Source organism: Ignavibacteria bacterium, assembly GCA_013177855.1.
Lineage (GTDB): Bacteria > Bacteroidota > Ignavibacteria > Ch128b > Ch128b > Ch128b.
In genome coordinates, this window is sequence record JABLYA010000001.1 from 1,060,757 (window position 1) to 1,075,630 (window position 14,874).

A 14,874-nucleotide genomic window follows, 5' to 3' on the forward strand; every position below is an offset into this window, starting at 1 on the left:
TTAATTCCTTTCTCCAAAAATTGCGGTTCCAATTCTAACAATTGTTGAACCTTCTTCAATTGCTATTTCAAAATCAGAAGTCATTCCCATAGAAAGTTCTCTCAAATCTATATTATCTGATTGAAAATGTGAATAGGTATCCCGCAGTTTTCTTAAAAGAGAAAAACAACGCCTTATTTCGGTTTCATCATCTGTCAAAGTTCCTATGGTCATCAATCCAATAAATTTAATGTTTTTTAGATTTTTAGCTTCATTCAGGAAATTTTCAAGTTCTTCAGGATTAAGGCCAAACTTCGTTTCTTCTTTTGCAGTGTGAATCTGAATCAATGCTTCGATTGATTTTTGTTTTTCACCAAATCGTTTGTTTACTTCTTGAGCTAATTTGAGGGAATCGATAGAATGAATTGATTCTACTTTATCAATTAAATATTTCACTTTATTTGTCTGAAGATGACCTATCATATGAAAAGATGCAGATGGATTCACTTTATCAAATTTTTTCAACAATTCCTGTACGCGGTTTTCTCCAAAATCTTTCAGTCCAAAATCAAAAGCAAGATTTATCGTCTCTGCGTCAACTGTTTTAGTAACAGCAATAAGTTTTATTTCTTGTGGTTTTCGTCCACACTTTAATGCAGCTTTTTCAATTCTTTCTAAAACTTGTTCTATATTCTGTCTTAATAAATCTGGCGACATATTTCCATTAAGACTTATTTCTCATTTTATGAACAAAATTTAAATCCACAGTTGATACAAAATAAAAAGGAACGATATAATTCGTTCCTTTTTACAATTAGTTCAATTGATTAACTAAAATTTGACTGAAATTTTTATTCTTCATCTTCATCCTCAGGGACTACTCTTGCGATTGCAGAGATCCTATCATTAGGACCTAGTTTGATCAATTTAACTCCCTGAGTATTCCTTCCCATTACTCTTAAATCTTTTGCATGTTGACGAATTATCATTCCTTTTTCAGTGATAATTACAATATCATCGTTATCATCGATTTCTTTTATATCAACCATCTTGCCATTCTTATCACTAGTTTTAAGTGTTCTTACACCTTTACCACCACGACGAGTAATTCTATATTCATCAATTTCAGTTCGTTTGCCATATCCATTTTCAGTGACGACAAGAATTGTTGATTTTCGTTTTGAAACGACCATACCGACAACTTTATCATTTTTATCGAGATTAATGGCTTTAACACCAGCGGCATTTCTACCCATATCACGCACTTCCTGTTCGTTAAATCGAATTGCCATTCCCTCGCGTGTTCCAATAATTATATCATCTGCGCCGTCGCTGATTTTTGCATCAATCAAGCGATCATTTTCATTCAAATTGATTGCAATAATTCCGGTTTTTCTTGGATTGCTAAAAGCATCCAATCGTGTTTTCTTAATCAAACCTTTTTCAGTCACCATTACAACAAATCGATTTGGATCGAATTCCCTGACAGAAACATAAGCACGAATATTATCACCCTTATCAAGTTGGACAAGATTCAGAATTGATCTTCCTCGTGAAGCTCTTCCACCTTCAGGAATTTCGTAAACTTTCAACCAGTGACATTTACCCTGATCTGTAAAGAGCAAGATATAATTATGAGTTGATGCAATAAACATATGCTCAATAAAATCGTCTTCACGAGTTGTTGCCGCTGTTACTCCTTTACCACCGCGAGACTGTCTACGATATCCACTAACTGGGAATCTCTTTATATAACCATTGTGGGAAATGGTAATTACAACATCTTCCTCAGCAATAATATCTTCGATGCTGAATTCAGAATAATCCTTGATCACTAAAGTTCTTCGTTCATCGCCATATTTCTCTTTGAGTTCAAGCAACTCATCACTGATAATTTGCATTCGTTTTGCTTTGTTAGCAAGAATGAATTTTAATTTTTCAATTAATTTAATTGTCTCACGATATTCATCTTCGATTTTCTTTCTTTCAAGTCCTGTCAATCTTTGCAATCTCATATCAAGAATAGCTTTCGCTTGAATTTCTGAAAGCTTGAATCTCCGCATCAAACCATTTTTAGCAGTCTCAACATCTTTTGATTTTTTAATTAACTGAACAATTTCATCTATATTGTCAAGAGCAATTTTGTAACCTTCAAGGATATGAGCTCTTCGTTCTGCAGCATCCAGATCAAACTTTGTTCTTCTTACTAATACTTCGTGACGGTGATCAATAAAATGCTGCATCATTTGTTTGAGAGTAAGAACAGTCGGAACACCATTCACCAGTGCAAGCATTATTACACCGAAAGTCACCTGCATATTTGTATGCTTGTAGAGTTGATTCAAGACAACCTCGGGCTGAGCATCTCTCTTTAACTCAATTACAACTCTTAACCCGTCACGATCTGATTCATCTCTTATATCTGATATGTCATCGATTTTACCTTCTTTGACCAGTTCGGCAATCTTCTCGATTAAATTTGCTTTATTAACCTGATAAGGTAACTCAGTTATGACGATGTTTTCTTTTCCAGATTTAAGAGTTTCAATGTTAGCTTTAGCTCTTATGATAATTTTGCCGCGGCCTGTTTTGTAAGCTTCTTTAACTCCTTCATAACCGTAAATAATTCCACCTGTTGGAAAATCTGGTGCCGTTACATATTTCATTAATTTCTCATCGGAGATTTCAGGATCTTTAATCAAAGCAACTAATCCATCGACAATCTCATTCAAATTGTGAGGTGGAATATTCGTAGCCATTCCTACAGCAATTCCACTTGCACCGTTGATTAAAAGATTTGGAATGTAAGAAGGTAAAACAACAGGTTCCTGCAAACTATCATCAAAGTTTGGGACAAAATCGACTGTGTTTTTATCGAGATCACGCAGCATTTCTTCAGCAATGCGTGAAAGTCGGGCTTCTGTATATCGCATTGCTGCAGGTGAGTCACCATCGATTGAACCAAAGTTACCCTGACCATCAACAAGTGGATAGCGCAAAGAAAAATCCTGAACCATCCTCACCATTGTATCATAAACTGCTGCATCACCGTGCGGATGGTATTTACCTAAAACTTCTCCAACTATTCTTGCCGATTTCTTAAATGGTTTATTGTGAAAAAGTCCCAGTTCATACATTCCATAAAGAACTCTGCGATGAACTGGTTTTAAGCCATCTCTTACATCGGGCAATGCACGGGCTACTATAACCGACATTGCATAATCGATGTAAGAGCCTTTCATTTCATCTTCTATCGTAACAGGTACAATCTTTTCAAATAATGTAGACATAAATTATTTACTTCCTCAATTTTATTTTACTCAAAATTTGATTCAACCTTTGCCAAACCTGGGTTGATAATGTTTTTCTCTGTAAAATTCATTTTATCGAAAAATTGCAGTGATCATTTTTTCAAGATTAAATTTCAGGTTGAACTTTTTGAAAGCTGAGTGACAAACATTTTTTGATAACGAATATCACTCATTATCAGGCTCAATCTGAAAATTATTTAACTAAATCCGTCATCATACTAAGTTTATCAAAGTACGATAACAATTGAGATTAAATTTCAAATTAAACATCAAGATTACGAACATACTTAGCGTTTTTCTCAATAAACTTTCTTCTTGGCTCAACAGCATCACCCATTAAAATTTCAAAAATCTTTTCAGCTGCAGCTGCATTCTCAATAGTAACCTGAAGAATTGTTCGAGTTTCTGGATTCATAGTTGTTGCCCAGAGCTGCTCGGGATTCATTTCACCAAGACCTTTATAACGAGACACAACAATTCCACCAGGTAATTTCTTTTCACCTTCACCTTCGGTCATTTCAATTTCCTCTTCTACTTCTTCATCCTTGGCTTTACCATTTGACTTAAGTCTTTTAATTATTTCATCTCTTTCTTTATCATCATAAGCATAATATTCTTCTTTCCCTTTTTTGATTCGATACAGTGGAGGTTGTGCAATGTAAACCTTTCCCTGTTCAATTAATTCTCTCATATGTCTAAAGAAAAATGTAAGAAGCAGAGTTCTGATGTGACTTCCATCAACATCAGCATCAGTCATTAAAATTATTTTACCGTAACGAACTTTTGAAATATCAAAGTCTTCGCCTATTCCACCACCGATGGCAGTTACAATTGCTCTAATTTCTTCATTCTCTAAAATTTTATGCAGTCGAGCTTTTTCAACATTTAGGATTTTACCTTTCAAAGGAAGAATAGCCTGAAATCTTCTATCTCTCCCTTGTTTGGCGCTTCCACCTGCTGAGTCACCCTCAACAATATAAATCTCGCAATGTTCAGGATCTTTAATTGAACAATCTGCAAGCTTTCCTGGCAAACTTGAATCATCAAGGGCATTTTTTCGTCTCACCAACTCACGAGCTTTTCTCGCCGCTTCTCTCGATTCGGCTGCACGAAGGACTTTCTCAATTATTTTCTTTCCAACAGATGGATTCTCTTCAAGATATTCTGAAAGCTTTTCGCCTATGAAAGTTTCAACAGCACTTTTAACTTCACTATTTCCGAGTTTAGTTTTTGTTTGACCTTCGAATTGTGGTTCAGCAACTTTAACACTCAAAACAGCTGTTAGACCTTCACGGAAATCATCTCCAATTAAAGTAATCTTGCCATCTTTAATGAGATTATTTTTGGAAGCGAAGTTGTTTAATGTACGAGTCAATGCTGTTTTGAACCCAACTAAATGTGTTCCACCTTCGTGAGTGTTAATGTTATTAACATAAGTGAAAATATTTTCTTGATAGCCATCATTGTACTGGAACGCTACTTCAATTGGAACACCATCTTTTTCACCTTCGAAATAAATAGTCTTATGAAGAGGTGTTCTTGTTTCATCAATGTATTTAATAAATTCAAGCAATCCACCTTTGTAATGATATGTCTCTTCTTCCTTTGTTCTTTCATCAATTAACTTTATCGTGATCTCTTTATTTAAGAAAGCAAGTTCCATCATTCGATCTGCCAGAGTATCGAACTTGAAATTTATATCTTTGAAGATTGTTTTATCTGGCAGGAACGATACTTTAGTACCAGTTTTCTTTTCAGGAACTTTTCCAATTACTTTAACAGGCTCAACCGGTTCGCCACGACGATATTCTTGAAAATAAATTTTACCATCACGATAGACTTCCACTTTCATCCACTCAGAAAGAGCATTAACAACCGAAACACCGACACCGTGCAATCCACCTGATACTTTATAAGTTCTTTTGTCAAATTTTCCACCAGCATGAAGAACCGTCATAACAACTTCAAGAGCAGAGCGCTTTTCAATTGGATGAATATCTACCGGAATTCCACGGCCATCATCTTCAACTGTAATGGAATTACCTTCATGAATTGTCACTATGATATTTTTACAAAAGCCTGCAAGTGCTTCATCAATACTGTTATCAACAACTTCATAGACAAGATGATGTAATCCTCTTGTCCCTGTATCTCCAATATACATTGCCGGACGTTTACGAACGGCTTCAAGTCCTTTCAGAACATGAATACTCTCAGCACTATATTCTTGAACAGCGTTTTTATCCTGATTTTTTACTTCGTCTTTTTTCACCTTTTCATTCACCTTTTTTGTTTTTGATTTTTGCTTAACCATTTAAATCAAAGAATGTTTATTTGTTTAACTAAATCTTTTCCAAATGATTTGTTAATTTTCTCAATAATTTGTTCACGTAATAAGAACAACTCATTCTTCCATGATGAGCTTTCAACTTTAATTTTCAATATTCCACGCTCAAAACTTAAAAACTCGACTTGCTTTGCAATTTGCTCACCTACAATCTCATTGAACTTTTCAATCAATAAGTTTTTCTGTATGATTTCATTGAGCTCGTATTTTTTTACGATTTCATTTAAAAGCTGTGAAAGACTTTTGATATCAGTTGACATTTACTACACTTCCATTTTGAATTTGAATTACACAATCCATATCTGTCTTTTGTAAATTCTTCATATCATTTAAATCTGTTAAAGTAATAAATGCCTGTCCAAGCTCACTGAGATGCTCACTGATTTTTTGACTTCTTTCTCTATCAAGATGACCAAAAACATCATCAAGCAAGAAAAATGGTGACTTCCCAAGTTTATTTTTTAAGTAAAAATATTCTGCAAACCTTAAAGCAACCTGAAAGGTTTTATGTTGACCCAGTGAACCAAAATCTCTCAAACTAATTCCATTAATAGAGAACTTAAAATCATCTTTATGAGGTCCAACCAGATTAGCAGCTCTCCTCAATTCATTTTCTCTCTGTCGCTCAAGCTCCGAATACAAAACACTTTGAATTTCATCATCTGAGTTGTGATTTATTGTCTGGTACTCAATAGAAGGTTCTTCGTTTCCATTTAGTATTTTTGCATAAATGTCTTTCACATAATCATTAAATTCAAATACAAATTTCTTTCTTGCGACTATCAGTTTTGAACCAACTTCAATCAATCTTGCATTCCACACATTAAGTTCATTAAAAAGCTCAGTGGAAAAGCTTTCTCTTATTTTAAGCAGAAGCGAACTTCTTTGCTTGAGAATTTTTTTATACTCAAGAAGATTTTCAAAGTAAGTTTTACTTAATTGTGAGATTACTGAATCAACAAACTTTCTTCGCTCCTGTGGAGCTTCTTCAGTAATTTTTGAATCAGATGGAGAAAGAAAAACCACGGGGAATCTTCCAACAATCTCCTTTGGCGAAGAAATCAACTTACCATTCAAAGAATAAAATTTTCGATTTTCAGATTTACTATACCTTACAATCATTGTATTCTGCGTCAGATCAAAAATATTTCCATAAATTTCAAAGTAATCTTCATTGAAATTAACAACCTCTGCATCAGAGTTTGAAGTAAAACTCTTTGTCGTTGATATGTAATAAATGGCTTCTAAGATTGTTGTTTTCCCCTGACCATTACCACCGATTATATAATTCAGCCCATTGCTGAACTGAATAGATGTATTTTTGTGAAGCCTGAAGTTAGTCAATTTTAAAGAACTTAAATACATTAATTTTTGAATTCCTGTCCAAAACTCCGTTCAAATCAATTCTCAACTTCAACGGGTTAAATGTTTACTCGCATTGGCATAACCAGGATCAACAAATTCTCATTTGCTTTTTGCTCTGAAGGTTCAATAATGCAAGGTTTTATTGGCGAATTGAATTTGAAAACTACTTCATCTGAATAAATATGTTCCATTGCATCAGCAATAAAATCATGCTTGAATGAGATCTGCATTTTTTCACCTTTGTATTCACACAAAATCTTTTCATTCATCTGAGTTCCGAGTTCGGGATTTTCTGCAGTCAAAGAAAGCATATCGTTAGAAATTTCGAGATCAATTCTTCTAATTTTACTGTGAATATAGTAGCTTGCTCTTCGAAGTGTCTTTAATAACTCGGTACGATTGACTTTCATCACATTATCGTTATCAAGCGGAATTACAGTTTCATAATTTGGATAAGTATCATCAATCAATCTTGTAAAATATAATCCACCATCGAACTCAAATTTTACAACTCTATCTCCAATGGTAACCAGTACTTCCTTCTCATCCAGAATTTTTGTCAATTGTTCAGCAGATTTTGCTGGAATAATCAACTGAGCTTCAAATTCCGGTTGATAATCTTCATAAGTCAACTTAACTAATCTATGCCCGTCAGTAGAGACAAAAACTAATTTATCTTTTTTCAAATCCATCAAAATTCCGCGCATTGCAGCTCGCTGCTCATCCTTACCGCACGCAAATTCTGTAAGATTGAATGCCTCTTTTAATCTCTCACCGCTGATTTTAAAGGTCAGCTTTCCCTCAAATTGTGGAAATTTGGGGAAATCCATCGGGTCAACATAACTGATGATGTACTTACCCGTATCTGTATGGATTACACATTTTTTCTCATCTTGATTAAAGGTAACCTTCAAGTCTGTATCAGGAAGGTTGCTAACTGTATCATTAAATATTTTCCCCGGAACCGCAACCTGTATTTCACCATCTGAAAAAACAGGCAATGTTTTCTGATAAGCAACATTAAAGTCTGTCGCAAAAATCGTTAGATGGTTATCCTTTAATGTTAAGAGGAAATGGTTCGTTATTTCAACTGTTGTTTTCGAGGGTAATACCAACGAAAGTTGAGATAAAATCTTGTCTAAATCTTTTGTGTTTATTTTGAATTCCATTCTCAAAATCCTTTATTATTCTTTGAAAATTACGAAAAAATATAGACCTTCTCAATTTAAAATTTGCCTGATTTTGATTGAAAAGCTTTAATTTTTTAAAAATTTTTGAGGTTTCTGATGAGATTTGGTGTAAATCAGATTATAAGCTAAAAATTTATGTTAATTTCTTATTCAACCGTAAAAATTTCTAAAAAGCAGTGTTAAGTTTTATGTATTGGTAAAATTACCTCGAATTCAGTGCCTTCTCCCTTTTTGCTCCAAACTTTGATTTCACCTCCCATTAATTCTACAAATGTTTTGGTTAATGCTAATCCGAGACCGGTTCCTTCATAAGGTCTTGCATAACCAACTTCTTCCTGACTGAAAGGCTGGAACAAGTGTTTCTGATACTCCTCACTCATACCAATACCATAGTCTCTAATTCTTAACGAAACCTTATCACCCAATTTTTTACTGGAAATTTCAATCTTTAAACCCGGAGAACTAAATTTTATAGCGTTATTAATCAAATTAAACAAAATTCCATCTATACAATATTCGTCTAATTTTAATTGAGGGATTGAGTTGTCGAGAGAAATTTCAAATTTTATTTCTCTGTTTTTAGCCAGAACATCAAGCTGGTTTATGATTTCTCTAATTTTTTGATTTATATCAATATCTTTTAATTTAAGATCAAACTCTCCAGCTTCAATTCGAGAAATATCAAGTATCTGATTAATTGTATTGAGCAGCCTTTTGCCGGCTTTCTCAACTGCCTCGAAATATTTAGAAATCTCTTCATCTTTTCCTGTATCGAATAATTCTCTAATTACATTATTAAAGCCGAGAATAACATTCAAAGGAGTTCTAATCTCGTGAGACATCATAGAAATGAATCCGCTCTTAAGTCGGTTCGCTTCTTCAGCTTCTTCTTTTGCACGAATGAGATCATCAATCAACTTCTTGCGCTCAGTAATGTCCCTGATTATTGCAAAATAAAGATTACCCTGATCTGTTTTTAAGACTGAAAATTTTGCATCTATCCAAATTTTTTTCCCATTGTGTAAGACAGCTTCACCTTCAAATTTCAGTCCAATATCACCACTTAAGAATTTCTTGAGATGAATTTGAAAAAATTGTTCTCGTATCTGTGGATGAAAAACTTTGCTGAGGGACGAGCCAATTAAATCATTTTCTGGTAAATCTACTAATTTGCAAAGAGCTTCATTTACCATTTTAATATTGCCGAACTGGTCTGTGATGATCATTGCATCTTTACTATTTTCCCAGACATTTCTAAAGAGTTTTTCAGACTTTGCGAGTTCTTCCGAAAGTCTTTTCCTTTCCGTTACATCCCTGAAGATTGCAAGGAGTAATTTTTTCCCACCGATATTGACAAAAGAGTTGGAGACTTCAAACCAAACTTTTCTGCCATTAAACAAAGTGACTAAAGTTTCTGTATGTGCTTTAACTTTTCCAGTCCTAAATCTTTCTTTATGTTTTCTTAAGATTTCATCTTTTCGTTCAGGAGAATAAATTTCAGATAACAATTTGCCTTCAATTTTTTCACTGGTTAACCCAACCATTTTACAGAAAGCAGAATTAACTAAAATAACTTTACCATCCTCGTCAGTAAGTCGCATTCCATCCTGACTGTTTTCCCAGATTAGTCTGAATTGCTCTTCGGATTTTTTAAGTTCTTCCTGAAGCTTTTTTTCTTCTGTTATATCTGAAAAGAAAGCAAATGACCCGATATATTTTCCATTATCATCATATATACCTGTAGCAGAAACTCGCGTCCAGATTACTGAACCATCTTTCTTCTTTAGTTTTATTTCATAAAGTCCAGCTATTCCCTGTTCTCTTTCTTTCTCTCTAAGTTTTTGTTTTTCTTTATCTTTCTCAAAAAGGAAAAATTCACTAAAATTTTTACCAATTATTTCGTCTTTATCATAGCCAGTCATTTCACAGAATTTTTTATTTACTTCTGTAAAGTTCGCATTAAAGTCAGCAATACAAATTCCTTCATTCGCTGTTTCAAAAATTGTTCTCCATTTTTTTTCACTTTCGATCAATTGTTTTTCAAGAAGTATTTTTTCTGTTATATCTTCGCAAATAGATAAAATTCCCGTTGAACCATCGGGAAGAATAAATTTTGTCTCTATCAGATGAAAAAACTTCCTAGAACCATCTTTCACTATTGATTCAACTGTATGATCAAGTATCTCACCACTTAAAATTCTCTGAATATGAGTACTTACTTTATCTCTGTTTTCAGGAGCAACAAACAAATAGACTGAATTTCCAATCAGTTCATCCCTTGTGTATCCAACAATTTCCTCATACTTCTTATTTGCATCAATTATAGTTCCTTTAGAATCTTCAATTAAAATTCCAACAGGTGCATTATTTACAATTGCTTTAAATCTCTCATTAGCTTTTTCAATATTTTCAATTGCTTTTTTTAGCGGAGTAATATCATAAGCTGTTCCGAGACCTGCCGGTTTTCCAAACCATTTAATTAAGCTTCCTGTAAAATCAACCCATTTTTCTTCGCCATATTTTGTAATTATTTTGAATTCGTAATTTATAGGAACAGGCTCGCCCCTCTGCCTTTTCAAACCTCTTTCTTTTACAAGTTCTCGAAAATCAGGATGTACTAAATCATAAAATTTTTTATTCTTTATTTCTTCAATGGTATAACCAGTTAAATTCACACCTGCCCTGTTCATATAAACAAAATATTCACCCTGATAAACAAAAATTGCAGTGGTAGTAGAATCTGCTAACTTCTCAAAATGTTCTTTTCTCTGTTTTAGCTCCTCTTGAAGTTTTCGGCTTTCAGTAATATCCTGAGAGGCACCATATATTTTAATTACTTTACCCTTATCATCAAAGATTGGAACAGCATAATCAATAACCCAGCGCATTTCATTAGATTTAGTAATCATTCTCCCTTCCATTCGATCTGGCACACCACTCAAAACTTTCTTTGCATGTTCGATCCAGTTTGGTAAATCCTCTTTGTACATTGCATTTTGCCAGCCGCCGAGCGCATCCAATTCTGTAATTGTCCATCCAAATGTTTGAATAAATGATTCAGATACCCATTCACCTTTCATATTGCCATTTTCGTCAACAATGAAAGAATAAGTGTAATCAGTAACAAGATTGGTAATGGTTCTAAATTTTAATTCGCTTTCTTTTAATTCCTCTTCTAATTTTTTTCTTTCCGTTATGTCTCGAGCAATACCTTCAATGGCAATCAAATTACCTTTATCGTCATAAATCGGTACGTTTTTTTGTTCAGTCCAGATTATACTTCCATCTTTTTTGATCCATCTAAAAGTTACAGGTTTATCAATGCTGATTTCTCCTTTAGCAATCTTTTCTAAGATATACCGATCATCTGGATGAACTATTTTAAATACTAAATCTGGATCTGCATAATGTTCTTCGGGTGTGTATCCTGTTATTGTAGTTGCCGATGGGCTGACAAAAGTAAATCCTCTTTTAGGGACAAATTCATATCTGTAAATTAAATCCTGAGCATTTTCTGCAAGTAAACGAAACCTTCTTTCGCTTTCCCTTAATTCTTCATAAACTTTTTTGTTTTCTTTTATAAGCTTATATCTAACAAGAGCCTCTTCAATTGCAATGGGGACTTTTTGCAAATGTTGTTTTAAGATATAGTCATAGGCTCCACGCTTCATACATAAAATACCAAATTCTTCATTGGCTGAGCCAGTTACAATTATGAAAGGAAGATCGGGATACATTTCATGAGTAATATGCAAGGCGGTTAAACCATCAAAACCCGGAATATTATAATCTGAAATGACGACTTCAGGTTTAAATTTCGAAAGTTTAATTATGAAATCTTTTCGGTTAGAGGCTGTTTCTATTAAAACTTCACTGAAATAGTTCTCTATCTCTCTTTTAATTAATTTAATATCCGACTGGGAATCATCTAAAATCAAAATTCGGAGTTCCATAAGTATCAAATCATTTTGTTGGGATATTTACATTAATTCTACTAAACAATTTAATTTTAATTATTTGAATTAAAAAATTCGCCTTCAGAAACTTTTCAAAAAAATTTTCATCAAATCTTGATGATAAAAAATGAGAAGGAGATATGAATCAACCAAAAGTTATTATCTTTACAACACCGACTTGCAGTTTTTGTAATGCTACAAAGCGATACTTTAGAGAAAAAAATATCCGATTTACAGAAGTGGATGTTTCTAGAGACCAGAAAGCTGCGATGGATATGTATAGAAGAACTGGTCAGATGGGTGTACCAGTAATTTTAATTAACAACAGGCCAATTGTAGGTTTTGATGTAAATAAAATTAATCAAATGCTAAACATAAAATAATGTCAAACAAAAAAGGAGTTAAATATGACCATAAAACCATTAGATGATCGTGTACTTGTTGAGATAATCGAAGAAGAAGAAACTAAAACCGCCTCAGGATTATATATTCCTGACACTGCCAAAGAAAAACCAAGAATGGGAAAAGTATTAGCTGTTGGAACCGATGAAGATTTAAGAGAAAAAGTCAAAGTTGGTGATATGATTTACTTTGCGAAATATGGTGGTGAAGAGATTGAATTGGATGGAAAGACTCTTAAAATTATTCCTCGCTCTGATATTCTTGCAATAGTCGAAAAATAACTTGAAAAACTGAAATCACTACCCATTCTTTTACCTTCAAATTAAGAAGCAATGTTTGAAATTTTTGAAACATTAATTAAATTTGTGGTGAAAAGTGTGTTCTAATTTTGAAGGTAGTGACTTCAGTAATCGAATTGAAAAATTGAAAATTAGTTCTTTTAGAGTTTGAAATTTGGAGATCGCAGAGTAGCCCTAACCGGTCACCTCACTTAAATCCCACCTCAATAACGATGCCCCTAACCCAATGCGATCTCCAAATTCTTTTTTTTTAAATATCTCCCTTCAGTTTAATCTCCGAATAAGTTTAAAATCATTATTCATTTGATAAACTTTTAAAGCAACTCTGTAAATTAATTCATTATTAAGTTTTCATTAATTTTCAAATTTGTATTTGTGAATATTTATCATTCAGAAATTCAGGAAATTCTGAAATGATATATCTCATCTCAAAAAATGTCAGATTTGTCTCAAAAAGAGTAATAGTTAAGTAAAAAAGGGCCAAGCGTGTATCGAGAAAACTAATACTTGATTGTAAAAGAACCAATAAGAATTAAAAAAAAGCCTTTTTTGAATGAAAAAGAAACATCGATGGGTCTAAAAGAGCCAATTTTGAGTGAAAAAAAACCATCGATGGGTCTAAAAGAGGCAATTTTGGGTGAAAAAGAACCATTTTTGTATGAAAGAGAACCTTTATTGAGTTAAAGAGAGTCATCGGTATATCTGTAAGAGGCAATTTTAGTTGTAAAAATCTTAACAGGGAGAAAAGAAAATTTATTGATAAATGAAAAGGAACAATCTTTCAATGAAAGAGACCTTAAGGCTGAAACATAAAATGCAATTCTTAAATGAGAAGAATTAACAATTGAATAAAAGTCGCTTTGCTCAAGTATAAAGTTTCTGTAATGCCTGAAACATTGTATGACCAAAGATGATTTTAGTCAAACAAAAAATTTTTAAAAGCTTAGATAATTTTTATTATATCTTACACAATAACAAAACTTTTGAGATTTAGTGAGGCTGTGAATTTGATCTGAGAGTATTTCGAATTAATTAAAAATCAAAATTTTTATGATGCACAAATTATCTGATTATAATTAATCAATTAACACCAAAAATCTCCGCAACTTTCTCTTGAACATCGGATTTGAATTCACTTTCAAACTTTGCATCAAAGACATAGGCTCTTACTTGAAATTCAAGGTTACCTTTATCATTCCTGCCTTTATAAATTACCTCAACTGGTTTATTGATTGAATTAAAAATTGAAAGCGATACAATTTCATTTAATGCAGTTTTGATTTTTGATATTTCAGCCCTGGGCGGTATCTCAATAATAAATGTCACCTGTTTATTCTTAGAAATAACATTTAAATTTTCAAAAGCCGATGAAATAAAAAGTTGATTTGGAATCTTTATCAACGAATCATCTTCAGTTATTATATCAGTCGTTCGTAAATTTTTTGAATGTACTTTACCTGAATAATTGCTGATCTTTATCCAATCACCGTACTCAAATGGTTTATCAATCAAAATCATAATTCCACCAACAACATTTTTCGCAAGCTCACCGATTGATATAATCAAAACAATGAAAACAAAAATCAAAAAGAGTAAAACTAAAATTCCCGATGTTTTCAAAATCACAAACAAAATAAAGACAACAGTAAAAGTCCATATTAAAATGTGCGAGATTACCTTTATTAAATCCGCATTCTTGAATTTTGAGGAGAGATTATATTTATTGTAGAAGTGATTCAATCGGTAGTTTAAAAATCCCATCAAAAAAACAACTAGTAAAATTAATAATATCTTCCAGCCAACAGGAATTATTTGTGAGATTAAATCATCTATAAATTTTTCTGACTTATTCTGTTCATTTATAAGAGGAGTATATTCTTTCTCCTTTATTACAATTTTTACTGTTTCTACTTTGGCTGGAGTAACGATTGTTGTGCTCGTATCGATTGGGAAGTCTCGATATGTTGTGTCCATCTGGACAACTTGAAAAACAAAATTAAGCAATAAAAACACAATCACTTTCAT

The 14,874-nt window shown here is 32.9% G+C and carries 10 protein-coding genes; 2 read left to right on the plus strand and 8 right to left on the minus strand.

The features are described from left to right. The 7 genes from HPY57_04470 to HPY57_04500 all read right to left on the minus strand — a co-directional run bounded on the left by HPY57_04470 (window position 1) and on the right by HPY57_04500 (window position 12,145). Window positions 1–696 carry a YggS family pyridoxal phosphate-dependent enzyme gene (locus tag HPY57_04470; GenBank protein NPV11028.1) on the minus strand — a complete coding sequence of 232 codons (696 nt, stop codon included), beginning with the start codon at window positions 694–696 and terminating at the stop codon, window positions 1–3. A 134-nt stretch (window positions 697–830) separates the two neighbouring features. Next, a complete protein-coding gene (gyrA, locus tag HPY57_04475; protein NPV11029.1) occupies window positions 831–3,269 on the minus strand; it encodes a DNA gyrase subunit A in 2,439 nt (812 codons plus the stop codon). A gap of 283 nt (window positions 3,270–3,552) precedes the next feature. After that, window positions 3,553–5,604 (minus strand): DNA topoisomerase (ATP-hydrolyzing) subunit B, encoded by a 2,052-nt coding sequence (gene gyrB / locus HPY57_04480; GenBank protein NPV11030.1) that lies wholly within the window; start codon window positions 5,602–5,604, stop codon window positions 3,553–3,555. Between the two features lie 5 nt (window positions 5,605–5,609). Beyond that, complete coding sequence (locus HPY57_04485) at window positions 5,610–5,897, minus strand: DUF721 domain-containing protein (GenBank protein ID NPV11031.1); 288 nt, start codon at window positions 5,895–5,897, stop codon at window positions 5,610–5,612. Next, window positions 5,887–7,002, minus strand: coding sequence for a DNA replication/repair protein RecF (locus HPY57_04490; protein NPV11032.1), 1,116 nt, complete (start codon window positions 7,000–7,002; stop codon window positions 5,887–5,889). Before HPY57_04490 ends, HPY57_04485 begins: the two co-directional genes overlap by 11 nt. Before the next feature lie 56 nt (window positions 7,003–7,058). Further along, window positions 7,059–8,171, minus strand: a complete 1,113-nt coding sequence (gene dnaN, locus HPY57_04495) for a DNA polymerase III subunit beta (GenBank protein NPV11033.1) — start codon at window positions 8,169–8,171, stop codon at window positions 7,059–7,061. Between the two features lie 200 nt (window positions 8,172–8,371). Further along, window positions 8,372–12,145: a PAS domain S-box protein gene (locus tag HPY57_04500; GenBank protein ID NPV11034.1), complete on the minus strand. Its 3,774-nt coding sequence runs from the start codon at window positions 12,143–12,145 to the stop codon at window positions 8,372–8,374. Between the two features lie 143 nt (window positions 12,146–12,288). On the opposite strand from HPY57_04500, the gene HPY57_04505 reads away from it, so the two are divergent. Further along, complete coding sequence (locus HPY57_04505; GenBank protein NPV11035.1) at window positions 12,289–12,531, plus strand: NrdH-redoxin; 243 nt, start codon at window positions 12,289–12,291, stop codon at window positions 12,529–12,531. Window positions 12,532–12,555: 24 nt separating this feature from the next. Then, window positions 12,556–12,831: a co-chaperone GroES gene (locus HPY57_04510; protein ID NPV11036.1), complete on the plus strand. Its 276-nt coding sequence runs from the start codon at window positions 12,556–12,558 to the stop codon at window positions 12,829–12,831. A gap of 1,098 nt (window positions 12,832–13,929) precedes the next feature. Here the strand turns inward: HPY57_04510 and HPY57_04515 are convergent. Then, window positions 13,930–14,874 carry a mechanosensitive ion channel gene (locus tag HPY57_04515; protein ID NPV11037.1) on the minus strand — a complete coding sequence of 315 codons (945 nt, stop codon included), beginning with the start codon at window positions 14,872–14,874 and terminating at the stop codon, window positions 13,930–13,932.